The sequence below is a fragment of the Pseudooceanicola sp. HF7 genome, from assembly GCF_011806405.1.
Taxonomy (GTDB): domain Bacteria; phylum Pseudomonadota; class Alphaproteobacteria; order Rhodobacterales; family Rhodobacteraceae; genus Pseudooceanicola.
This window is the reverse complement of sequence record NZ_JAATOW010000007.1, coordinates 38,054-60,138: the sequence shown is the minus strand read 5'-3', so window position 1 is coordinate 60,138 and position 22,085 is coordinate 38,054. Positions and strand designations below refer to the sequence as shown.

Here is a 22,085-nt window from a genome sequence, read left to right as displayed (position 1 = left end):
CCCCACCCTGGCCCGGACGGCCTGCCCTGGCAGACACCTGCGCTAGTAGAAGCTTTGCGGGTCGATATCGACGGAAAGGCGGAAGTTGCGCGGCAGGCGCACCCCGTCGATCCATTCGCTCAGCGCCCGTTGCAGGGCCACGCCCTTGGGCGCCTTGACCAGCATTCGGACCCGGTGCCAGCCGCGCACCCGGGCAATCGGCGCGGCGGCGGGGCCATAGACCATCGCCCCCGCCCGCAAGAGCGGCGCGTTGTTGCGCGCCAGCGCCGCACCGACGGCAAAGGCATCTGCCTCTTTCTCCGAGGACAGCACGATCCCGGCCATGCGCCCGAAGGGGGGCATCCCGGCGGCTTCCCTGGCCTGGGCTTCGGCGTTCCAGAAGGATTCTTCCTCCCCGGACAGGATCGCGCGGATCACCGGGTGATCGGGCTGGAAGGTCTGCAACAGCGCCTGCCCGGGGCGGTCGGCCCGCCCGGCCCGCCCGGAGACCTGCCGCATCAGCTGGAAGGTGCGTTCGGCCGCCCGCATGTCAGAGCCATGCAGGCCGAGGTCCGCATCGATCACCCCCACCAGCGTCAACAGCGGGAAATTGTGCCCCTTGGCCACCAGCTGCGTGCCCACGATGATATCGGCGCCGCCGGTAGCGATGGTTTCCACCGCCTGTTTCAGCGCCCGGGCAGAGCTGAAGAGGTCCGAGGACAGCGTGGCGATGCGGGCCTCTGGAAAGACCTCCATCGCCTCTTCCGTCAGCCGTTCGACACCGGGGCCGATGGCGGCCAGCTTGCCCTCTACCTCGCAGGAGGGGCAGGTATCCGGGATTGGGTATTCCTCTCCGCACTGGTGGCACATCAGGCGCTTGAGGAAGCGATGTTCGACCAGCCGGGCCGAGCAATGGGTGCATTCCAGCTGGTGCCCGCAGGCCCGGCAGAGCGTCAGCGGGGCAAAGCCGCGCCGGTTGAGGAACAGAAGCGCCTGTTCGCCGGCCTCCATCCGCGCATGGACCGCCTGCTTCAGCGTGGGAGAGATCCAGCGCCCGTGGGGCAGATCCTCGTCCCGCATGTCGATGGCGCGCATGTCGGGCAGGATGGCATCGCCGAAGCGGTCGGTCATGTCGATGCGGGCGTATTTGCCGGCCTTGGCGTTCACCCAGGTTTCCAGGCTGGGCGTGGCAGAGGCCAGCACCACCTGCGCCTGCGCCAGAGAGGCGCGCAGCACCGCCATGTCACGCGCGTTGTAGAGCACGCCGTCTTCCTGCTTGTAGGAGCTGTCGTGTTCTTCATCCACGACGATCAGGCCGAGGTCCTGAAACGGCAGGAACAGCGCAGAGCGCGCGCCCACCACCAGCTGCGCGCCGCCCTGCCCGACCATCTTCCAGGCGCGGCGGCGTTCGGTCATGGTCACGCCGGAGTGCCATTCCGCGGGGCGCGCGCCAAAGCGGCGCTCCACCCGGGAGAGGAATTCGGCGGAGAGCGCGATCTCAGGCAGAAGGACCAGCGCCTGGCGGCCCTGCGCCAGGCAGGCCGCGACGGCCTCAAGGTAGACTTCGGTCTTGCCGGACCCGGTGACGCCCCGCAGCAGCGTGGTGCCGTAGCGGCCAGAGGCGATGCCAGCGCGCAGGCTTTCGGCCGCGCTGGCCTGGCTTTCGGTCAGCGGCTTGCCGGGCAGCCCCGGATCAAGGCGCGGATAGGGCGTGTCGCGGGGCGCTTCCTCTTCGCGCACGGCATCCTGCGCCGCCAGCCCCTTGACCACGGAGGAAGAGACCCCGGCCGCATCGGCCAGTTCCTTGAGCGTGAAGGCCGCGCCGCCGAAATCCTCAAGCACGGCAAGGACGCGGGTGCGGGCATCGGTCAGCCGGTCCGGCGTGGCATCGCCCAGGCGATAGACTTTGCGCATGGAAGGCGGATCCGACAGCCCCGGCGCGCGGGTGGCCAGCCGCAGCATCGCGGGCAGCGGCGTCAGCGTGTAATCGGCGGCCCGGACGATGAAGTCCTGCATCTCTTCCTGCATCGGGGCCACGTCGAGCACGCGGGTGATGGCGCGGGCCTTCTTCAGGTCGAAGCCGCCCTGCCCGGTGCCCCAGACCACGCCGATCACCTGGCGCGGGCCCAGCGGCACCTGCACGAAGGCCCCCAGCGCCACGCCGCCTTCGGGCGCGCGGTAATCCAGCGTGCGGTCAAGCGGCTGCGTTGTCAGCACCGCGACCAGTTCGCCTTCTGCGAACCAGGGGGGAATATCGGCCATGGCTGGGGACAATGGGGAAGGATCCGGTCTGATTGCGTTAACGGAATGGGGTTTCGGAACCACGGACTATGAGGTAAATCCCGGGCAAGGAACTTCCAACCCTGAAATCCAGCGCAAGCGAGGCTGCCCATGAAATTCTTCGTTGATACCGCCGATATCGAGGCCATTTCCGAGCTGAACGCGCTTGGCATGGTCGACGGCGTGACCACCAACCCCTCCCTGATCAAGAAATCCGGCCGTGACATCCTGGAAGTCACCAAGGAGATCTGCGACCTGGTCGACGGCCCGGTCTCTGCCGAAGTGACCGCGACCGATGCGGAGACGATGGTCAAGGAAGGCAAGAAGCTGCTGGAGATCGCGGACAACATCGCCGTCAAGGTGCCGCTGACCTTCGACGGTCTGAAGGCCTGCAAGGAGCTGTCCGACGGCGGCGCGATGGTCAACGTGACGCTCTGCTTCTCTGGCAACCAGGCGCTGCTGGCAGCCAAGGCGGGCGCGACCTTCATCAGCCCCTTCATCGGCCGGCTGGACGATATCCACCTGGACGGGCTGGAGCTGATCGAGGACATCCGCACGATCTACGACAACTACGGCTATGACACCGAGATCCTGGCCGCCTCCATCCGCACGCCCAACCACGTGCTGGACTGCGCGCGCATCGGCGCGGACGTGATGACCGCCCCGCCGGCGGTGATCAAGGCGCTGGCCAACCACCCGCTGACCGACAAGGGCCTGGCCACCTTCCTGGCCGATATCGAGAGCGCGGGCATCAAGATCCTGTAAGCGATCGCAGAAAGACATCTGGAAAGGCCGGGGGAGACCCCGGCCTTTTGCGTTCGCGCTGGCTGGTCTTTTGATAGGGCCGCCCGGACGGCGCGCGCATCGGCGCCCGCTGGCCGGTGCGCTGCCTTCGGGTGGCGGAAAAGTGACACCCCCAGCGCGGCCATCCGAAATTTTCCCGCCGCACATGAACAAACTCTGCTAAACTGCGGGAAAAGCACGAAGAGGCAGACATGAGCAGCAATCCAGACCTGGACCCGCGCCTGCGGAGCCAAATCCTGAGCCGTCCCGAAACCATCCTGGATGACCGGGACCTGATGGGCGCCCTGATGGCCGCCAATGACCGCGCGGTGGGCAATAACGTCGTCGATCTGCGCGGGATCGCCATGGAGCGCCTGGAGGCCCGGCTGGACCGGCTGGAAGACGCCCATCGCACCGTCATCGCCGCCGCCTATGAAAACGTCGCGGGCACCAACCTGATCCACCGCGCCATCCTGCGCCTGCTGGAAACCGAAAGCTTCGCGGAATTCCTGGGCGTGCTGGAAAAGGACGTGCTGGAGATCCTGGACATCGATTTCATCAAGCTGGTGCTGGAAACCGTGCGCCACGAGGAGGAAGATCCCAACATCCGCCGCCTCGGCTCTGCGCTGAAGATCGTGAAGCCCGGCTTCGTGGCCGATTACGTGGAAGGCCCGCGCAGTTCCGCCGAACGCTCTGTGGTGCTGCGCCACCTCAACGACTCCCCGGACCGGATCTACGGGTTCCGCGCCCATGAGATGCGCTCGGAAGCCTGCTTGCGGCTGGACTTCGGCACCGGGCGCCTGCCCGGCCTGCTGGTGCTGGGCTCTGTCGATCCGGAACAATTCTCTCCGTCCCAGGGCACGGAGCTGCTGGGCTTCTTCGGCGGCGTGGTCGAACGGAGCATGCGCCGTTTCCTGACATGAGCGCCGCGGAGCTGGCGATTTCCCCCGCCGCGCGGGATGCGCTGCAAAGCTGGCTGAGCGGGCAGAGCGCGCTGAACGACTGGTCCGACAAGACGGTCGATGCCTATCGCGGCGACCTCGTGGATTTCCTGGCCTTCATGGCCCTGCACGAGGGCGAGACCCAGGGCATCGCCCGGCTGGCGCGGGTCAATACCACCGACATGCGCAGCTGGATGGCCCATATGCGGGCCAGCGGCGTGGCGGCCCGGTCCCTGGCGCGCAAGCTTTCGGCGGTGAAAAGCTTCTACCGCTGGCTGGCAGACCGCGAGGGGTTCGATCCCACCGCCGTCCTGCTGGCGCGCACGCCCAAGTACCAGCGCAAGCTGCCCCGCCCCCTGGCCGAGGCCGATGCCGCCCAGATCCTGAAGCAGGTGGGCGAGCAGGACGGCCGGCAATGGGTCTCTGCCCGCGACGTGGCGGTGGTGACCCTGCTTTACGGTTGCGGGCTGCGGATCTCGGAGGCGCTGTCGCTCAAGGGAGAGGACCTTCCCCTGGCGGAGATGATCCGCATCACCGGCAAGGGCAACAAGGAACGCCTGGTGCCGGTGATCGCCCCGGCCCGGGTCGCGGTGGAGCAATACCTGGCGCTTTGCCCCTACCCGATGGAAAGGGGTGTACCGATCTTTCGCGGCATCCGGGGCGGCGCGCTCTCCCCGCGCGTGATCCAGCAAGCCATGGCGACGGCGCGCGCGCAGATGGGCCTGCCCTCTTCGGCCACGCCCCATGCGCTGCGCCATTCCTTTGCCACCCACCTGCTGAACGCCGGCGGAGACCTGCGCGCCATCCAGGAGTTGCTGGGCCATGCCAGCCTGTCCACGACCCAGACCTACACCGCCGTGGATTCCACCCGGCTGATGGAGGTTTACCGCAAGGCCCACCCGAGGGGCTGACCCGAGGGGCTGGCCCGCGGGGCCAAACCCGGTGGCCGGTTTGCAACGCCGCGGTCGGAGCCCTTGCGCGCCCCCCGGCGCTGTGCGTAAATCCGGCGGATGATCAGACAACAAATCCAGGCCTTCTCGGTCCACCTCCTGACGGCCACCGGCGCCATCTTTTCCATGCTGGCGATCATTGCCGCCGCGAATGAATCCTGGGAGGTCATGTACCTCTGGCTGGTGGTGGCCTTTGCCGTCGACGGGGTGGATGGGCCGCTGGCCCGGCGCTTCGAGGTCAAGAAATACGCCAACCAGATCGACGGCGTGCTGCTGGACCTGATCATCGATTACCTGACCTATGTCTTCATCCCCGCGTTCGCGCTCTACCAATCCGGGTTGCTGCCGGGATGGACGGGGTGGTTCGGCGTGCTGCTGATCGCCTTCGCCTCTTCGGTCTATTTCGCCGATACGCGCATGAAGACCTCGGACAACAGCTTCTCTGGCTTTCCGGGGTGCTGGAACATGGTGGTGCTGGTCTTCTTCGCGGTGGAGCCGCCCTGGCCGATCATGGTGGGTGTCATCATCCTGCTGACCGTCGCCATGTTCCTGCCGCTGAAGTTCATCCACCCGGTGCGCACGCGGCGCTGGCGCAAGCTGTCGCTGCCGCTGGCGATGCTCTGGGTGGCACTGGCGCTTTACGCGACGCTGACGAATTTCTCCATGGCCGACTGGGTTGAAAGCCTGCTGATCGTGGTCAGCTTCTACCTGCTCTTCGTGGGCATCGCCCAGCAGGTCATCCCCCAACGCGCCGAAGCGCGCACGGCCTGACGGGAGCCGTAGCGCGAGGGCCCCTTCGCGGGGGCCCTGCCCGGCCCTAGAGCCGGGAGAGCACCTCGGTGATGGCCGCGCCCACCATGTCCAGGCAGTCTGGGGTGGAGAACCGGTGATCGGCGTCCTTGACGAAGGTCAGGCGGATATCCTCGCCCCGGGATTTATCCAGCAGGCGCAGGGCGACGGACATCTCCACATCCGCATCGGCCGTGCCATGCAGCATCCGCACCGGGAAGGGCAGCAACACAGGGTCGCGCAGGACCAGGTGATCGCGGCCATCCTCGATCAGGCGCTTGGTGATGATGTAGGGCTCTCCGTAGTCTGACGGCAGAGAGACCTGGTCCACCATTTCCAGCGCCAGACGCTGGGCCTTGTCGAAACCCGCCCACATGCTGTCTTCGGTGAAATCGGGCGCGGCGGCGATGGTCACCAGGCCGGCGACCTTTTCCGGCAGGTGCCGGGTCATCAGCAGGGAAATCCAGCCGCCCATGGAAGAGCCCACCAGGATCTGCGGCCCCTCTGTCAGCTCGGTGATCGCGGCCTCTGCGTCCTCTGCCCAGTCGCCGATGCAGCCGTCCACGAAGGCGCCGGAGCTTTCGCCGTGCCCGGAGTAGTCAAAGCGCAGGAAGGACAGGCCCTGGGCCTTGCACCAGTCTTCCAGGAAGACCGCCTTCGTGCCGCCCATGTCCGATTTGAACCCGCCAAGGAAGACCACGCCGGGGCGGCCGTCCCCTGTCCCTTCGGTCCGGTGGTAGGCAAGTGTGCGGCCCTGCGGCGTGGTGATCGTCTGTGGTCCTGTCATCTGCGGCGTCCCCCGGCGTCTGGTCCCAATCATGCGTTGCACGATGATTGGCATGCGCCGCCAAGGGGTGCAATATCAGGCGGACTCGACCTCTCGCAGGGTCAGGCAGAGAAGCCCGCCAAGGGCGGAGAGCGCGGCGAAACCGGCCAGGGCCGCCTGGGGCCCGATCATTGCCAGGCCAGAGCCCAGTGCCCCCGCCAGCAGCAGGATCCCCCCGATCAGCGTGTTGGCCACCGCCGCGTAATCGGCGCGCAGGTCTTCGGGGGCCAGGTCGACTAGGTATGTCGAGCGCCCCTGGCGGACGCCGTGATAGGCCACCATCAGCACGAAAAGCACCGCCGGCCCGGCCCAGGCGCTGGCGGCCAGTCCGACAAGGCCCAGCGCCACCATGGAGGCCATGGCCAGCGCGCCGATCAGGCCTGCCGCCACCAGCACCCGCCGCGAGGACCGGTCAGAGAACCGCCCCCAGACGTAGGAAGAGGCGAAGCTTGCCGCGGCAGAGGCCAGCATGAGCGCGCCCAGCTTGCCCAGCACGGCGCCGCCCTCTGCCCCCGCGATCATAACGATATATGGCGGGGCCAGCGCGGTGGCGACCAGCAGCCCGCGCGCGAGGATGAAGCGGCGCAGCATGGCGTCGCCCTTCAGGATCTTCAGGAACGCCGGGGGCGTGGCCTGCTCCTGAGCCTCTGCCGGGTCTTCGGAGAGGGTGGAGAACAGCATGGCCGCCGCCAACCAGAGCGCACCCGCCAGGGTGATGGCGATCAGCACCGGACCGCGGCTTTCGAACAGGCCGGAGATCAGCAGAAGCGCAAAGACCACCACCGCGCCAGAGGCGAGCGAGCCGGCGATGCCGGTGACGGCGCCGCGCCGGGTCTTGCCCACCATCTTGCCCAGCACCGTCTTGAAGGAGACAGAGCAGGCCGCCCGCGCCAGTGCCAGCAGCGCAAGGGCCGCGCAGATCGCAAGCCCCGCCGCCGCCCCCTGCAGGAACAGCGCGCAAAGCGCGATCAGCAGTGCCGCCACCCCCTGCAGGGCCGCGCCGGCCACCCACATCCATTTCTTCCGCGTCAGGCGGCGCAGCCCCCCTGCCAGCAACAGCTGTGGCAGGAGCGCCCCGGCCTCGCGGATCGGCACGAGCGCCCCGGTGAAGGCCGCCGGCGCCCCGAGAGCCGTCAGCAGCCAGCCCAGCACCAGCTTGGGATCGATCAGCCCATCACTGATCTTCGTCATCGACAGGGACGCGGCGATGCGCAGGCCGTTGCGGCTTTCCTTCGGGTCCAGGCTGTCCTCTCCGGTCAGGCGCTCGAAGAGCGGACGAGAGGTCGCGGGGCGGGCGGGGGGTATGTGGGAATCGGTCAGGCTGCTGGCTCCGGTCTGGCTAGGGCTTGTAGCTGGTCGGTGGCTGAGGGGTCGTGACATGCGGGGGCGCCCTGCCCCCTGTCCGAGGTCTGCCCGGGTTGCCCCGGCAGGGGGGTAACGCGCGGGACCTTGACTTGGGTCCATGGCTTTGCGATGTCGCGGTCACACATAACCCGCAACCGGGCGTTCCGTGGGCGCCAAACTGACGAGGAGGACAGGATATGTCCCAGATCTCTCTCACTTTCCCCGATGGCAATTCGCGCGACTACGACGCGGGCATCACGCCTGCCGACGTGGCTGCCGGGATCTCCAACTCCCTTGCGAAGAAAGCCATTTCCGCCACCGTCAACGGCCAGCACTGGGATCTTCAGTGGCCGATCGAGGGCGACGCCAGCATCGCCATCCACACGATGAAGGACGAAGCGCAGGCCAATGAGCTGGTGCGCCACGACCTGGCCCATATCATGGCCCGCGCCGTGCAGGAGCTGTGGCCGGACGTGAAGGTCACCATCGGCCCCGTCATCAAGGACGGCTGGTATTACGATTTCGACCGCGAAGAGCCCTTTACCCCCGAGGACCTGGGCGAGATCGAGAAGAAGATGAAGGAAATCATCAATCTTCGCGATCCCGTCCGCACGGAGGTCTGGGACCGCGACGTGGCGATCAAGTACTACGAGGACCGGGGCGAGCCCTACAAGGTCGAGCTGATCGAGAGCATTCCCGGCGATGAGCCGCTGCGCATGTACTGGCACGGCGACTGGCAGGACCTGTGCCGTGGCCCGCACCTGCAGCACACCGGCCAGGTGCCCGGCGATGCCTTCAAGCTGATGTCGGTGGCCGGCGCCTACTGGCGCGGCGACAGCGACCGCCCGATGCTGCAACGGATCTACGGCGTGGCCTTCACCGGCAAGGAAAAGCTGAAAGCCCACCTGCTGATGCTGGAAGAGGCCGCCAAGCGCGACCACCGCAAGCTGGGCCGCGAGATGGACCTGTTCCATATGCAGGAAGAGGCCCCGGGCCAGGTCTTCTGGCACCCCAACGGCTGGACGGTATACACCGAGCTTCAGGATTACATGCGCCGCCAGCAGCGCGCTGACGGCTATGTGGAGGTCAACACCCCCCAGGTCGTGAACCGCAAGCTCTGGGAGGCCTCCGGCCACTGGGGTAACTACCAGGAAAACATGTTCATCGTCGAAGTGGACGAGGATCACGCGCGCGAAAAGACCATCAACGCGCTGAAGCCGATGAACTGCCCCTGCCACGTGCAGATCTTCAACCACGGCCTGAAATCCTACCGCGACCTGCCGCTGCGCATGGCCGAGTTCGGTTCCTGCGCGCGCTATGAGCCCTCGGGCGCGCTGCATGGCATCATGCGGGTGCGCGGCTTCACGCAGGACGATGCGCATATCTTCTGCACCGTCGACCAGATCGAGGCGGAATCGAAGAAGTTCATCGAGTTCCTTGCCAAGGTCTATGCCGACCTCGGCTTTGACAGCTGGAGCGTGAAGCTGTCCACCCGCCCTGAAAAGCGCGTGGGGACAGAGGAAAGCTGGGACCAGGTGGAAGCCGCGCTTGGCAATGCCTGCAAGGCGGCCGGGTACGACTACACCCTCAACCCCGGCGAAGGGGCGTTTTACGGGCCGAAGCTGGAATTCGTGCTGACCGATGCCATCGGGCGCGACTGGCAGTGCGGCACGCTGCAGGTGGACCCGAACCTGCCCGAGCGGCTTGAGGCGCATTACATCGGCCAGGACGGCGAGAAGCATCACCCGATCATGTTGCACCGCGCCGTGGTGGGCTCTTTCGAGCGCTTCATCGGCATCCTGATCGAGGAACACGCCGGCAAGCTGCCGATCTGGCTGGCTCCGCGCCAGGTGGTCGTGGCGGCCATCGTCTCTGATGCGGATGACTATTGCCTTGAGGTGGTCGAGGCGCTGAAAGCCGCCGGCGTGCGCGCCGAGGCCGACCTGCGCAACGAGAAGATCAACTACAAGGTCCGCGAACACTCGGTCGGCAAGGTGCCCTATATCCTGGCCTGCGGGAACCGCGAGGTCGAAGAGCGCACCGTCTCTACCCGCCGCCTTGGCGAGAAGCAGACGAAGACGCAGACCCTGGACGAGATCGTCGCCCAGATCGCGGCAGAGGCCACGCCGCCGGACCTGGCCAAGGCCAAGGCCAAGGCGGCAAAACTGGCCGCGGAATAAGCCACAGAATAAGCCGGGGAACCGGTTTCCAAAAACGAAAAGGGCGTCTTCTGGGCGCCCTTTTTCATCTCAGGTGGTCCGCTTCGGCGGGGGTGCCTGCGCCCCTACCAGTTCAGCCAGCGGGCCCCCAGAATTGCGCCCAGGGCAGAGGCGATGCCGATCCCGGCCGTGTACCAGACCGCATAGAAGAGCGGCGAATCCTCGATGCAGAAGGTGGAATAGATCGCCGTGGCCAGGCCCGCCGCCGCCAGCCCCGCAAGGGCGCCGCAGCGCGCCGGGTGCACGGGCGCCCCCCGCCGCAGGGCCGTGATCAGACCGGCCAGCATGGGCAGCGACAAGAGCGGGATGGCGGGCAGGCAAATCGGGATGGAATGGCCGATGAAGGCCGGCAGCCGTGCGGGCGGCACCGTGGTCATGAAGGCCAGCACGAAAAGCGCCGCCGCCGCCGCCGGCACCGCCCAGATCAGCGTGCCCGGCAGGCCGAAGGGCGCGGCCGGACGTGCGGCGCGCAGCGACAGGATCAGCGCCAGCACCCCCAGCAGCAGGGGCATCAGTGTCTTGGCCGCGATCAGCGGATCGGACAGCGCCGCCATCAGGTCCGGGCGCGGCCCCAGCACCAGGAAGAAAAGCGCCAGCGTCACCGCCAGCCCCGCCAGCAGGACCGGCAAGAGGCGCTTTTCAGGGCCGGTACCCGTGGCTGGCGCGGGGTCGCGGGCCAGGCCGGCTATGAGATCATCGGTGTTCATTCCAGTCTCTCGTCTACTTTGGCCGGGCGCGGCTGCTTCGCCTGCCCGGTGCCGACTGCGCCGGCCTTGTCGCGCAGGCGTTGCAGGGCCCTGTGGTAGGCCACGCGCACCGCGCCTTCGCTCATGCCGAGCCTTGCGCCGACTTCCCCGGCGCTTTGCCCTTCGACCCCGACCGCGCGGACGATCCCGGCGGAGCGGTCATCGATCTCTCCCAGAAGGCGGGTGAGATCGCCTGCGGCCGTGACCTCTCCTGCCGTGTCGTCGGGCAGGACATCGGCCAGATCGTCGATCGGGACCTGGCGGCCCCCGCCGGCGCGCCGCTTGCGGGCCGCATCGGCGGTCTTGTAGCGCACGATGGCGTAAAGCCACGGGGTCACGGGATCGCTTTCGCGCCATGTATGACGCTTGGCGTGCAGCGCCAAGAGGACCTCTTGCACGATATCCTCTACCTCATCCGCGCCATGCGGGCTGCGGGCCCGGGCGATGTTGCGGATCACCGGCACCACCTCTGTCAGGAATCGCGCATAGGCCGCGGCTTCGCCCCGGTTGGCACGTCTGAGCAGGTCGCCCCATTGCGCGTTTCTCTCGGTCATTCCCCTCTCCTTTCGCAGGAGGCAGGGGAAACGTTACAGCCCCTCACGGATTTTCTGCAACGGGTTCACCTGTTCGTGAGCGGTGTAACATCCCAGGCTCCCGCCGCGAATGGAGAGACACGGACGCCATGAGGGCGCCGCCAGATCCAGAGATACCCCAAGGGAGAGATCCAAATGTCCAACACCAGGAACATCGTCGCCGTCGCCGGGGCCTTCGCAGCCGCTCTTGCCGCCAGCTCCGTCGCCCATGCGCAGGCCGCGCAGGAGAAATGCTACGGCGTTTCCATGGCCGGAGAGAACGATTGCGCCGCCGGCCCCGGCACCACCTGCGCCGGCACGTCGACCGTGGATTACCAGGGCAATGCCTGGACCTTCGTGGACGCCGGCACCTGCATGGAGATCGAGCTGCCGAAGATGGATGACCACGCGCGCATGGGCTCGCTTGAGCCGCTGGATCGCGACCTGCCGATGGACGGCTGATTGCGAATGGTCCGGCGCAGGCACCGCACCTGCCTGCGCCGGACCCGTTCTTCAGCACCTGATCCGATGGAGCCCCGCATGTTCGATCACAGCCACCCCCGCCTGCCCGCCGCCCCCGGCGTGGGCTACAAGGCCCGGCATTACGCGCAGATCATGGCAGATCCCGCCCCCGTCCGCTGGCTGGAGATCCATGCAGAGAATTACATGGGCGCGGGCGGACGGCCCCTGGCCCAGCTGCGCCACCTGGCGGAGCGCTTCCCCGTCTCGGTCCATGGCGTGGGCCTGTCGATCGGCGGCGAAGGGCCGCTGGACCCGGCCCACCTGGACCGCCTGCGCCAGCTCTGCGACTGGCTGCAACCGGCCAGCTTTTCAGAGCACCTTGCCTGGTCCACACATGACAGCGCCTTTCTGAACGACCTGCTGCCCCTGCCCTACACGGGCGAGACGCTGGCGCGGGTCTGCCGCCATATCGACCAGCTGCAAGAGGCGGTCGGACGGCCGATGCTGCTTGAGAACCCCTCGAGCTACCTGGCCTTCGAGGAAAGCGAGATGCCCGAGACCGAGTTCCTGCGCGAGGTCGCCCGGCGCACTGGCTGCGGGCTGCTGCTGGACGTGAACAATGTCTTCGTCTCTGCCGTGAACCTTGGCCTGGATCCTCTGGCCTATGTCGGCGATTTCCCCATGGCCGCCGTCGGCGAAATCCACCTGGGCGGCCATGACGAGGAAGAAGACGAGGCCGGCCGGCCCCTGCTGATCGACAGCCACGGGCGCGAGGTGGCCGATCCGGTCTGGGCGCTGCTGGAGGCGGTGCTGGCGCTGTCGGGGCCCAGGCCGCTCTTGATCGAATGGGACAACGACGTGCCCGACTGGCCCGTGCTGGCCACGCAGGCGCGCCGGGCAGAGGCGGCGCTGGCGCCGGTGCAACCGTCATGACCCGCGTCCTGCAAGCCGGTTTCCGCGCCGCCCTTCTGGATCCTGCCCTGCCACCGCCGGAGGCGCTTGGCGACGGGCGGGGCGGGCCTGTGGGGCGGCGGTTCGATGTCTATCGCAACAACGTGGCCGCCAGCCTGACAGAGGCCGTGCTGGAGGGGTTCCCCACCGTGGCCCGGCTGATCGGAGAGACCAACCTGCGCCGCATCGCCCTGCCCTTCGTGCGGGCCCATCCGCCGCGGGATCCGCGCATGTTTCGCTATGGCGATGCCTTTCCCGACTTCCTTGCCGGTTTCGCGCCGGTGGCCCAGATGGGCTACCTGCCCGATGCCGCCCGGCTGGACCTGGCGCTGCGCAGTTCCTACCACGCCGCCGACGCCACGCCGGTCGCGCCCGACCGACTGGCCGCCCTGCCGCAAGAGGCCCTGCCTCTTGCCCGGCTGCGCTTTGCGCCCGCCCTGCGCCTGCTGCCCTCGGCCTGGCCCCTGCATGACATCTGGCGCAAGGCCCATGAGGCAGAGGCCCCCGCGCCGCGCCCGCAGGCCCAGGACGTGCTGATCAGCCGCCCGGGCTACGACCCACGCCCCGATCCGCTGAGCAAACCCCAGGGCCTGATGATGCGCGCCCTGCTGGACGGCGCCAATGTCTCCGAAGCCCATGCGGCCAGCGATGGCGATGAGGCGCCACTGACCGACCTGCTGGGCCTTTTGCTGGCCCGGGGGGCTATCACCGACCTGGAGGTTCCCAGATGACAGATCCGACCCAGCCGCTGTCCCGGCTCAGCCCTGCCCTGCCGGTCCTGGCGCGGTTCCTTTTTGCCGCCGTGCTGCTGACCTATTTCTGGAGCTCGGCCCTGACAAAGCTGGGCGATGGGATCTTCGGCTTTCTGCACCCCTCTGCCGGGGCCTACGGGCAGATCTTTCCGCGCGCCTTCGAGGCGGCGGGCTATGACGCCGCGCAGATGAGCTGGCTGCAATGGCTGATCGTGGTGGCCGGCACCTGGGCAGAGTTCCTGCTGCCGCTGATGGTGGTGCTGGGCCTGCTGACGCGGTTGGCAAGCTTCGGGATGATCGGCTTCATCGCGGTGCAGAGCCTGACCGATCTATACGGACATGGCGGCATCGCCCATGCCGCGACGCTGGGCGCCTGGTTCGACAGGATGCCCGCCGGCGTGGTGCTGGATCAGCGGGCGCTCTGGGTGTTCCTGTTGCTGGTGCCGGGGCTGATGGGGGGCGGGGCACTGGCGCTGGACCGGCTGGTCTTTCGCGCGACATCGCCTGCGCCCGTCACGCCCTAGCCCCGTCGCGCCCTAGCCAACCAGGGCCGCGCGCACCTCTGGCCCCCAGCCAAGATAAAGCTGATCGCCCGCTTCGATGAGCGGGCGTTTCATCAGCAGCGGATGGGCGCGCAGCAGCTCTTGGATGCCCTTCTCGCGCTCTGCCTCGTCCAGGCCGCGCCAGGTCGTCGACCTGCGGTTGAGCAGATCGTTGCCGAATGTTTCGGCAGCCCGCTGCAGCAGTGCTTCGGGCAGCCCGTCGTGCCGGATATCAACAAGCTCTGGATTTTCCAGCTCTTTCAAGGCCTTGCGACAGGTGTCGCAATTCTTGATACCGTATACATTCATAAACGCCCCCTTTGCCGCACTTCGCCCAAATCCTGTGCTATGCGGCGGCAATACCTTTGTTTTGCTTGCTTTTTACAAAACCAATGCAATCCTTGAACCGTGCAGGATCGGCAAGTCACCGACTTTTATGACCTTGTCCGTCTTGCAGCAAGTCCCCTGAATTGCAGGGCAAAACGGCAAGAGGAGAGACGGAATGCCTGTAGGCACCGTAAAATGGTTCAATACGACGAAAGGGTACGGTTTCATCGAACCCGAAGAAGGCGGCAAGGATGTCTTTGTGCATATCTCCGCCGTGGAGCGCTCGGGGCTGACCGGGCTCGCGGACAACCAGAAGGTTGGCTACGAACTGACCGAGGGGCGCGACGGCCGGCAGATGGCCGGAGATCTGAAGCTGCTCTGACAGACGCCCCACCGACAGGATCAAGCCATCGCCATGATCCGCCAAGGCCCGGCGCCACCCTCACAGAGTGCAGTCAAGAGTTCGCAAGTCGGCAATTCCATGCCCCGGAAACGCCAGTTTCCGGGTTTTTTCTGACACGTCCCCGCCCTGCGGCCATGATGACCGGGTCAGGCAGGATCCCGTGGCGGGCGCATGTCCTGCCAGGCTTCGCCCATTGAAACAATGCAGGACGTCCCGGTCGCATAGGTGACCACGAGCGTCCAGTCGCCGGTGGGATCTGTCCAGACCTCCATCACCTGCTCCGGTCCGCGCAAGCCGGTGGCCTGTCGCGTGCTGCGCATCCGCGTGCTCAGCCGCTGTTCCATGGCGGCGCGCCCATCGCAGATGACCTCGGCAATGGGCGAACTGGCTGCGGTGGGACCCGCGGAAAGAGCAAGCGCGCAAAGGCAGGCGAAACGGATCATGAAGCAGCTCCGTGTGGCGTTTGCCCCACTGTAACAGATTCATGACGGTTTTCGCAGACCAAATGCGATTTCTTGAAGATATCCTGCCCTAGTTGAAGATCTTCTGGGTCACGATCACGCCGATGAAGGCAGAGGTGCCCGTCAGAACGGTGCCCCAGATCAGGTCCGTGGCCACCATGCGCAGATCCCAGGCCCGCAGCGTGGCGTAATTGGTGAATTCATAGGTGCCATAGGCCATGGCCCCCAGAAGCGCCCCGCTGGCCAGCGCATGAAATGCCTTGCCGTCCCAGAGCGCGGGAAGCGAGACGAACCAGACCACGCCGGCGACGTAGAACAGGTAAAACACCCCGGCCGGTCCGAAACGCGGATCGGCCAGAAGCTGATCGCCAAGCCGCGTTTCAAAGAGCGGCCGCATGACGTGTTTCAGCATCACCGCGTCGAGCCCCAGGAAAACCAGGGCGGTGGTGAGATAAAGCGTGACGATCTGCATGTTTCCTCCGGGAATATCTGGGGGGAATACGTGCAGACCGCCACGCTGGATCAGTCTGTTTTCGGATGAGTTTCCGTCAGTCGAGCATGCCGCGGAATTCGCGCCACTCGCGCTTGGACATGCCGCAGTTCTCTTCCGTCACCTCTTCGCCGGCCAGCATGCGGCGCAGGCAGTCGACCATCTGGGCGGACATGGAAACCGCGCCCAGGCGGTAATCCTCGAAGGCCTTGTAGGCCAGGGGGACCCAATCGGCGACAAGCTTGCAGATCTCGTCCGCGTAGACGCGGATTTCATACTGGGCATGGGCATCGGCGCGCAGGCGCAGGAAGTGGAAGAGGTTGTGCAGATCCACCTTCCAGTACCACTGGGTGTAGATATTGGCGGGCAGGTTCATCCGCGCCAGTTCACGCGCCAGGCCCTGCTGTCCGTCCTCCTGGTTGATCATCTCTGCGTAGTGATCATAGGCGCGGGCGCTGTCGGTCTTGAGGTATTCCAGCACGCGGGCGGCTTCCTCGCCGGTCAGGGCTTCGCCCCGGCCCTGGTTGTTGATCACCGATTGCGCCGCTAGGTGTTCCGGCGCGGGGATGTAGAATTCCCGGTCCAGGATCGAATAGCGGGCGGAGTATTCGTTCACGTTGGCGGTGCGGTGGCGGATCCACTGACGGGCCACGAAGACCGGCAGTTTCACATGCAGCTTCAGCTCGCACATCTCGAAGGGGGTCGAGTGCCAGTGACGCATCAGGTAGCGGATCAGGCCTTCGTCGTTCTGCACCGATTTCGTGCCGCGCCCGTAGGAGACGCGCGCCGCCTGGCAGATCGCGGAATCGTCGCCCATGTAGTCGACGACGCGGACAAAGCCATGATCCAGAACCGGAACGGCCTTGTAGAGATGCGCCTCGATCCCCGGTACGGTGGCCCGCAGGGTCGAGGCGGGCGCGGCCCGCAGTTCTTCGATCTCGGCCTGCTGGTCAGCGGAAAGCGGCATGGACGAATCCTTTCTGGAGAGATTTTCGCCCACCTTATCTGGTAAGAGGGGCGGAAAAAACCTCTACATGCTGTGGATAACTCCTCTGCGCGGCTTTTCACATCGACAAGTGGCGCGGGGCTGCTACGCTGCAAGCATGAAGGGACGCCAGGCGCGTCCCGGCTAAATACCGCAACAGAAAGAGCAAGACGGATGCGTTACCTGCATACGATGGTCCGCGTGAAGGACCTTGAGAAAAGCATGGCGTTCTACGAGCTGCTGGGCCTGAAAGAGACCCGGCGGATCGAGAACGAGGGCGGCCGCTTCACGCTGGTATTCATGGCCCCCGAAGGCCACGAGGAATGCCCGGTCGAACTGACCTGGAACTGGGATGGCGACGACGGGCTGCCAAGCGACAGCCGTCATTTCGGTCACCTCGCCTACCAGGTCGAGAACATCTACGAGACCTGCCAGAAACTGATGGACGCCGGCGTGACGATCAACCGTCCGCCGCGCGATGGCCACATGGCCTTTGTCCGGTCGCCGGACAATGTCTCCATCGAGTTGCTGCAGGATGGAAATCTGGAGCCGGCGGAACCTTGGGCAAGCATGGAAAACACCGGCCACTGGTAAGTCACGCACGCCGGGCGCCGTGGCAACTGCTGCGGGGCGTCGGCCTGTGGCTTCTTCTGGCGCTGACACCCCTGGCCGCGCAGGCGCAGGGGGGCAGCCATTGTCGGCTGGCCCTGGTCCTGGCGCTGGATGTCTCTGCCTCTGTCGACAGCCGGGAATATCAGCTGCAGCGCGACGGGCTGGCCCGGGCGCTGCTGCTGCCGCAGATCCGGCAGGCGCTGCTAAACGGCAATGGCGCCGTCGCCCTTTCGGCCTATGAATGGAGCGGGCGCTACCAGCAGAAGGTGATCCTGCCCTGGCTGATGATCCGCACCCCGGAAGACATCCTGCGCGCCTCTTCGCGCCTGTCAGAGGCCCGGCGGTCCCACAGCGGGTTTCCCACCGCGACCGGCTATGCGCTTGGCTTTGGGGCGGGGTTGTTGCGGGACGCGCCCGCCTGTGACCGGCAGGTGCTGGACCTGTCTGGCGACGGGATCAACAACGAGGGCTTCGGCCCGGAGCTGGCCTATCGCAATTTCCCATTCGCCGGGGTGGTGGTGAACGGGCTGGCGATCCTTGGCCCGGACGAGGGCGTTTACGACTTCTACCAGCAGCACGTGATCCGGGGTCCCGGCGCCTTTCTTGAGGTGGCGAACGGTTTTGAGGATTTCGCCCATGCCATGGGCCTGAAGCTGTTCCGTGAAATCAACGACCTGCAGATGGGCCAGGCAGAGACACCCCCCGAATGCTGCGGCTAGCCGCGCCCCTTCTTGCCCTGGTCCTGGCAGGGCCGCTTCAGGCCGAAACCTGCCGCCAGGCGCTGGCCCTGGGGCTGGATGTCTCTGGCTCTGTCGATGGCGATGAATACCGGCTGCAGATCGACGGGCTGGCCGCGGCCCTGGGAGAGGCTGATGTGCGCAACGCGCTTCTGGATATCCCGCAGGCCCCGGTGCGGCTGATGGTCTTTGAGTGGAGCGGCACGGCGGACCAGCGGCTGCTGGCCCCCTGGCGCAGCATCCGCAGCGACACGGATATCACGGCGCTTCAGCAGGAATTGCGCGCCTCCCGGCGCGGGGCGATGGAGCCCTCCACCTCCATCGGGGCGGCGCTGCGCTATGGACGTGCGGCGTTGGCGGATCAGCCGGAGTGCTGGCGGCATGTGCTGGATATCTCAGGCGATGGGATCCACAACGCCCGCCCCCACCCGCAAAGCGTCGAGATGGGTGATATCACCGTCAACGGCCTGGCGATCGGCGCGGCCGACGGCGGCGCGCGCGGGGGCGAGGCCATGGGGATCGCGCCGCTCTCTGCCTATTACAGGGCCTATGTGCTGCGCGGGCCGGATGCTTTCCTGGAAACCGCGCTTGGCTTCCGGGATTACCACGCCGCCATGGTGCGCAAGCTGCTGCGGGAATTGCAGGTGATCGCCGTGTCGACCCTCGTGCCGGACACCCCCCTGCCCTTCCCCGAAGACGGCCAGCCCTGAACACTTGCCCTGATTACGGGGAAGGACCGGAGGGGCCAGCCCTTCGGTCCTGCGTGCGGCTTAGTTGGCCCGGCAGCGTGACGCCGCACGGGCTGTCAGCTTGGGGTGTTTCAGGCGGCGGATCAGTAGATGTAGCGGATCTGGTCGCTCCAGAACCGTTCCAGGCGGCGCAGGGAGGCGTTGTTGTCTTCCATGGCATTGAAATCCAGCATGTTGCGGCTTTCCAGCCCCTCGGCATGGCGCGCGAAAAGATCGCCGACCACATCGCGGATTTCGCGCCCCTTCTGGGTCAGGCGGACGCGGACGGAGCGGCGGTCGATCTCACAGCGTTCGTGGTGCATGAAGCCCATTTCCACGAGCTTCTTGAGGTTGTAGCTGACGTTGCTGCCCTGGTAGTAGCCACGGCTCTTCAACTCTCCGGCGGTGACTTCGTTATCGCCGATGTTGTAGAGCAGAAGCGCCTGGACCGCGTTGATCTCAAGCACGCCGACACGCTCGAATTCGTCCTTGATGACGTCCAGCAACAGACGATGCAGCCGCTCCACCAGCGCCAGCATGTCGAGATAGCCGCCCATGAACTCCTTAGGAGCGCTACGCGGGCCAATCGCGTTCTGAATGCTCATCCAATTCTCCGTCCGATATTTCTTGGACGAAGATTTGACGCAGATTCCCGAAAATTGCGTTAATTCCAAATGGATAGACCGTTCCATGGTTAACATCCGATGGATTTCAACCAGGGGTGGAACGATCCCGCGTGGCTCCGGGGTGTTCAGGCCGGGATGGCGGCGATCCGGGCGATCATCGGGGCCAGCTCTGCCGGGACTTCTTTCTGGCCGGAGACCCATTGGTAGAGATCCTGGTCGTTCTGCGACAGGACCTGGTCATAGGCGTCCAGTTCTTGATCGGTCAGATCGTCTAGGCAGGCATCGGCGAAGCGCACAAGGATGATGTCCATTTCCTTGATGCCGCGCCGCATGGAGCGCATCCGCATCCGTTTCACGCGGGTTTCGCGGGTTTCCCCGACCGGGACCGGCTCTGTCATTCTGCGGCTTCCTTGAATACGTTTCTCAGGCGCTTCTCCAATAGCGCCAGACGATCCGCCATGCCAGCCATCTGGGTGCGGATCTCGCGGATCTCTCCAAGCGCGGCCATGGCACCGGCATCGGGGGCCTGGTCGATCGCATCGGGACCGGCCACCCCTTCGCCTTCGCCGTTCAGCAGCCAGGTCAGCGACACGTTCAGCAGCCCGGCCAGCATCTGCAGCTTGTTGGCGCGCGGCTCTGACAGGTCCTGTTCCCAGTGCTTGAGGGTCGACAGCTTGACGCCAAGGCGCTTGGCCAGCTGGCCCTGGGTCATCCGGGCGGCCAGCCGCGCCGCTTCGATCCTGTCTCCGAAAGTCGCGTTCTCGGCGCTGTACCAATCGTCCATCATCGGGATCCTTCCTGGGGACCGTGCTGCCGGCCCATGCATGTCCGTTTCGATCTGCCTTGAACGGCCTTCGGCGCAAGCCTAAGACGGACGGGCCATAAACACAAACCGGAGCACCGGCACATGTCCTTCCTGTCCGAAACCCTCTCCCGCGTGAAACCGTCCCCCACGATCGCGATGACGACCAAGGCACAGGAGCTCAAGGCGGCCGGCAAGGATGTGATCGGTCTGAGTGCCGGCGAACCCGATTTTGACACGCCCGACAACATCAAGGCGGCGGCAATTGCGGCAATCGAGGCGGGAAAAACGAAATACACCCCGGTTGACGGCATCCCGGAGCTGAAGGCGGCGATCTGCGCCAAGTTCAAGCGCGACAACGGGCTGGACTATACCCCGGCCCAGATCAACGTGGGCACCGGCGGCAAACAGGTGCTCTACAACGCGCTGATGGCCACCCTGATCCCCGGGGACGAGGTCGTGATTCCGGCCCCCTATTGGGTCAGCTACCCGGACATGGTCCGCCTGGCGGGCGGCACGCCGGTGATGATCGAGGCCTCTCTTGAGAACCGCTTCCGCATCACCCCGGAGCAGCTGGACGCAGCGATCACCGACAAGACCAAGTGGCTGATCTTCAACTCTCCGTCCAACCCCACAGGGGCCGGTTACAGCCGGGAAGAGCTGAAGGCGCTGACCGATGTGCTGCTGCGCCACCCCCATGTCTGGGTGCTGACGGACGACATGTACGAACACCTGGCCTATGACGATTTCACCTTCTGCACCCCGGCAGAGGTCGAACCGGCGCTTTACGACCGCACCCTGACGGTCAACGGTGTCTCGAAGGCCTATGCGATGACCGGCTGGCGGATCGGGTATGCGGGCGGGCCCGAGACGCTGATCGCGGCGATGCGCAAGATCCAGAGCCAGTCCACGACCAACCCCTGCTCCATCAGCCAATGGGCGGCGGTCGAGGCGCTGAACGGCCCGCAGGAATTCATCGCGCCCAACAACGAGATGTTCATCCGCCGCCGCGACCTGGTCTGCAAGATGCTGAACGAGATCGAGGGCGTGACCTGCCCGGTGCCGGAGGGAGCCTTCTACGTCTATCCCTCCATCGCGGGGCTGATCGGCAAGACCAGCGCCGGCGGCACGCTGATCGACACGGATGAGGCCTTTGCCAATGCCTTGCTGGAGGAAGCCGGGGTCGCGCTGGTCTTTGGTGCCGCTTTCGGACTAAGCCCGAACTTCAGAATTTCCTATGCAACTTCCGACGCGGCCCTTACGGAAGCCTGTACCCGGATTCAGGAATTCTGCAACACTCTCCGCTAGATCCAGCCCTCTCGCCCGGTCTATCCGGGCGGCATCCAACCGGAGAGCGCATATGCCCACCGTTCTGCCCAACCTCTATTTCCGCATCCGTGAAAACGGCGCCTTCGTCTTTCGCGTGGTCAAGGACGAACGCTTGCGAAGCCTGGGGCTGAACCAGGTGGCGGTGGCCAATATCCGCAACGGGGAAATCAAGCCACAGGGCAACGAGCCCCTGACAGACCAGGAAATCTCAGAGATCCGCGCCTGGATGGAAAGCCGCAAGGCCGTGGTCGCGGACCGCCAGATGGACGAGGTGCACCGCACCGTCGAGGCGCTGAACCGGACCGCGCAATGGGTTCAGTCCCGCGCCAGCGAAGACGAGCTTGCAACCATGACCGATCCCCTGCTGATGGCCATGCATGACCTGCGCAGCGCGCTGGTGCGCAAGCAGGCCGATATCCTGACGCGCAAGGAAAAGTCCTGAGGGCCAG

The 22,085-nt window shown here is 65.9% G+C and carries 27 protein-coding genes; 15 read left to right on the top strand and 12 right to left on the bottom strand.

The genetic code is table 11. The features are described from left to right. Nucleotides 1–42 precede the first annotated feature (42 nt). The gene (locus HCZ97_RS05785; protein WP_175581646.1) at nt 43–2,241 is read right to left on the bottom strand and encodes a primosomal protein N'; all 2,199 of its coding nucleotides are present in this window, start codon (nt 2,239–2,241) and stop codon (nt 43–45) included. 129 nt (nt 2,242–2,370) lie between these two features. Between HCZ97_RS05785 and fsa the strand changes: the two genes are divergently transcribed. The 4 genes from fsa (at nt 2,371) to HCZ97_RS05765 (ending at nt 5,704) form a co-directional block, all read left to right on the top strand. Beyond that, a complete protein-coding gene (fsa, locus tag HCZ97_RS05780; protein WP_167687732.1) occupies nt 2,371–3,024 on the top strand; it encodes a fructose-6-phosphate aldolase in 654 nt (217 codons plus the stop codon). A 230-nt stretch (nt 3,025–3,254) separates the two neighbouring features. Further along, on the top strand, nt 3,255–3,965 hold the full coding sequence (locus tag HCZ97_RS05775; protein WP_167687731.1) for a DUF484 family protein: 711 nt from the start codon (nt 3,255–3,257) through the stop codon (nt 3,963–3,965). Next, on the top strand, nt 3,962–4,894 hold the full coding sequence (locus tag HCZ97_RS05770; protein ID WP_167687730.1) for a tyrosine recombinase XerC: 933 nt from the start codon (nt 3,962–3,964) through the stop codon (nt 4,892–4,894). Before HCZ97_RS05775 ends, HCZ97_RS05770 begins: the two co-directional genes overlap by 4 nt. A 102-nt stretch (nt 4,895–4,996) precedes the next feature. Next, nucleotides 4,997–5,704: a CDP-alcohol phosphatidyltransferase family protein gene (locus HCZ97_RS05765; protein WP_167687821.1), complete on the top strand. Its 708-nt coding sequence runs from the start codon at nt 4,997–4,999 to the stop codon at nt 5,702–5,704. A 46-nt stretch (nt 5,705–5,750) separates the two neighbouring features. Here HCZ97_RS05765 and HCZ97_RS05760 read toward each other — a convergent pair whose 3' ends face one another. Then, complete coding sequence (locus tag HCZ97_RS05760) at nt 5,751–6,509, bottom strand: carboxylesterase (protein WP_167687729.1); 759 nt, start codon at nt 6,507–6,509, stop codon at nt 5,751–5,753. Between the two features lie 75 nt (nt 6,510–6,584). Further along, complete coding sequence (locus HCZ97_RS05755; protein WP_254871372.1) at nt 6,585–7,928, bottom strand: MFS transporter; 1,344 nt, start codon at nt 7,926–7,928, stop codon at nt 6,585–6,587. Between the two features lie 161 nt (nt 7,929–8,089). Between HCZ97_RS05755 and thrS the strand changes: the two genes are divergently transcribed. Continuing rightward, the gene (gene thrS / locus HCZ97_RS05750; protein WP_167687728.1) at nt 8,090–10,072 is read left to right on the top strand and encodes a threonine--tRNA ligase; all 1,983 of its coding nucleotides are present in this window, start codon (nt 8,090–8,092) and stop codon (nt 10,070–10,072) included. Nucleotides 10,073–10,176: 104 nt separating this feature from the next. On the opposite strand, the gene HCZ97_RS05745 is transcribed toward thrS, so the two are convergent. Then, nucleotides 10,177–10,818, bottom strand: coding sequence for an NrsF family protein (locus HCZ97_RS05745; protein ID WP_167687727.1), 642 nt, complete (start codon nt 10,816–10,818; stop codon nt 10,177–10,179). Further along, nucleotides 10,815–11,411 (bottom strand): sigma-70 family RNA polymerase sigma factor, encoded by a 597-nt coding sequence (locus HCZ97_RS05740; RefSeq protein WP_167687726.1) that lies wholly within the window; start codon nt 11,409–11,411, stop codon nt 10,815–10,817. Before HCZ97_RS05740 ends, HCZ97_RS05745 begins: the two co-directional genes overlap by 4 nt. Nucleotides 11,412–11,585: 174 nt before the next feature. On the opposite strand from HCZ97_RS05740, the gene HCZ97_RS05735 reads away from it, so the two are divergent. From HCZ97_RS05735 to HCZ97_RS05720, 4 genes are all read left to right on the top strand, one after another. Then, nucleotides 11,586–11,891: a DUF2282 domain-containing protein gene (locus HCZ97_RS05735; protein WP_167687725.1), complete on the top strand. Its 306-nt coding sequence runs from the start codon at nt 11,586–11,588 to the stop codon at nt 11,889–11,891. Nucleotides 11,892–11,969: 78 nt separating this feature from the next. Further along, nucleotides 11,970–12,824: a DUF692 family multinuclear iron-containing protein gene (locus tag HCZ97_RS05730; RefSeq protein ID WP_167687724.1), complete on the top strand. Its 855-nt coding sequence runs from the start codon at nt 11,970–11,972 to the stop codon at nt 12,822–12,824. Then, a complete protein-coding gene (locus HCZ97_RS05725) occupies nt 12,821–13,573 on the top strand; it encodes a DNA-binding domain-containing protein (protein ID WP_167687723.1) in 753 nt (250 codons plus the stop codon). Before HCZ97_RS05730 ends, HCZ97_RS05725 begins: the two co-directional genes overlap by 4 nt. After that, on the top strand, nt 13,570–14,118 hold the full coding sequence (locus HCZ97_RS05720) for a DoxX family protein (protein WP_167687722.1): 549 nt from the start codon (nt 13,570–13,572) through the stop codon (nt 14,116–14,118). Before HCZ97_RS05725 ends, HCZ97_RS05720 begins: the two co-directional genes overlap by 4 nt. Before the next feature lie 12 nt (nt 14,119–14,130). Here the strand turns inward: HCZ97_RS05720 and HCZ97_RS05715 are convergent, their stop codons facing one another. Beyond that, nucleotides 14,131–14,445, bottom strand: coding sequence for an ArsC/Spx/MgsR family protein (locus HCZ97_RS05715; RefSeq protein WP_167687721.1), 315 nt, complete (start codon nt 14,443–14,445; stop codon nt 14,131–14,133). Nucleotides 14,446–14,638: 193 nt separating this feature from the next. Here HCZ97_RS05715 and HCZ97_RS05710 point away from each other — a divergent pair, with 193 nt between their 5' ends. Beyond that, nucleotides 14,639–14,845 carry a cold-shock protein gene (locus HCZ97_RS05710; RefSeq protein WP_085887538.1) on the top strand — a complete coding sequence of 69 codons (207 nt, stop codon included), beginning with the start codon at nt 14,639–14,641 and terminating at the stop codon, nt 14,843–14,845. Nucleotides 14,846–15,012: 167 nt separating this feature from the next. Here the strand turns inward: HCZ97_RS05710 and HCZ97_RS05705 are convergent, their stop codons facing one another. The 3 genes from HCZ97_RS05705 to thyX form a co-directional block, all read right to left on the bottom strand. After that, a complete protein-coding gene (locus tag HCZ97_RS05705) occupies nt 15,013–15,309 on the bottom strand; it encodes a hypothetical protein (protein WP_167687720.1) in 297 nt (98 codons plus the stop codon). Nucleotides 15,310–15,397: 88 nt separating this feature from the next. Beyond that, complete coding sequence (locus tag HCZ97_RS05700; RefSeq protein ID WP_167687719.1) at nt 15,398–15,799, bottom strand: DUF2177 family protein; 402 nt, start codon at nt 15,797–15,799, stop codon at nt 15,398–15,400. Between the two features lie 76 nt (nt 15,800–15,875). Further along, nucleotides 15,876–16,784 carry an FAD-dependent thymidylate synthase gene (gene thyX / locus HCZ97_RS05695; RefSeq protein ID WP_167687718.1) on the bottom strand — a complete coding sequence of 303 codons (909 nt, stop codon included), beginning with the start codon at nt 16,782–16,784 and terminating at the stop codon, nt 15,876–15,878. A 192-nt stretch (nt 16,785–16,976) separates the two neighbouring features. On the opposite strand from thyX, the gene HCZ97_RS05690 reads away from it, so the two are divergent. From HCZ97_RS05690 to HCZ97_RS05680, 3 genes are read left to right on the top strand one after another with little or no spacing between them, the layout of a single operon-like run. Next, nucleotides 16,977–17,396 carry a VOC family protein gene (locus HCZ97_RS05690; protein ID WP_167687717.1) on the top strand — a complete coding sequence of 140 codons (420 nt, stop codon included), beginning with the start codon at nt 16,977–16,979 and terminating at the stop codon, nt 17,394–17,396. Then, a complete protein-coding gene (locus HCZ97_RS05685; RefSeq protein ID WP_254871371.1) occupies nt 17,363–18,133 on the top strand; it encodes a DUF1194 domain-containing protein in 771 nt (256 codons plus the stop codon). The genes HCZ97_RS05690 and HCZ97_RS05685 overlap by 34 nt, the downstream gene beginning before the upstream one ends. After that, entirely contained in the window at nt 18,121–18,861 is a 741-nt protein-coding gene (locus tag HCZ97_RS05680; RefSeq protein WP_167687716.1) for a DUF1194 domain-containing protein, read from the top strand. Before HCZ97_RS05685 ends, HCZ97_RS05680 begins: the two co-directional genes overlap by 13 nt. 122 nt (nt 18,862–18,983) lie before the next feature. Here HCZ97_RS05680 and HCZ97_RS05675 read toward each other — a convergent pair whose 3' ends face one another. The 3 genes from HCZ97_RS05675 to HCZ97_RS05665 all read right to left on the bottom strand — a co-directional run bounded on the left by HCZ97_RS05675 (nt 18,984) and on the right by HCZ97_RS05665 (nt 20,292). Then, nucleotides 18,984–19,484 carry a MarR family winged helix-turn-helix transcriptional regulator gene (locus HCZ97_RS05675; RefSeq protein ID WP_167687715.1) on the bottom strand — a complete coding sequence of 167 codons (501 nt, stop codon included), beginning with the start codon at nt 19,482–19,484 and terminating at the stop codon, nt 18,984–18,986. 146 nt (nt 19,485–19,630) lie between these two features. Then, nucleotides 19,631–19,903, bottom strand: a complete 273-nt coding sequence (locus HCZ97_RS05670) for a succinate dehydrogenase assembly factor 2 (RefSeq protein WP_167687714.1) — start codon at nt 19,901–19,903, stop codon at nt 19,631–19,633. Then, nucleotides 19,900–20,292 carry a helix-turn-helix transcriptional regulator gene (locus tag HCZ97_RS05665; RefSeq protein ID WP_167687713.1) on the bottom strand — a complete coding sequence of 131 codons (393 nt, stop codon included), beginning with the start codon at nt 20,290–20,292 and terminating at the stop codon, nt 19,900–19,902. The genes HCZ97_RS05670 and HCZ97_RS05665 overlap by 4 nt, the downstream gene beginning before the upstream one ends. 120 nt (nt 20,293–20,412) lie before the next feature. Here HCZ97_RS05665 and HCZ97_RS05660 point away from each other — a divergent pair, with 120 nt between their 5' ends. Beyond that, nucleotides 20,413–21,615: a pyridoxal phosphate-dependent aminotransferase gene (locus HCZ97_RS05660; protein ID WP_167687712.1), complete on the top strand. Its 1,203-nt coding sequence runs from the start codon at nt 20,413–20,415 to the stop codon at nt 21,613–21,615. Nucleotides 21,616–21,667: 52 nt separating this feature from the next. Then, the gene (locus HCZ97_RS05655) at nt 21,668–22,078 is read left to right on the top strand and encodes a hypothetical protein (RefSeq protein ID WP_167687711.1); all 411 of its coding nucleotides are present in this window, start codon (nt 21,668–21,670) and stop codon (nt 22,076–22,078) included. The last annotated feature ends 7 nt before the right edge of the window (nt 22,079–22,085 follow it).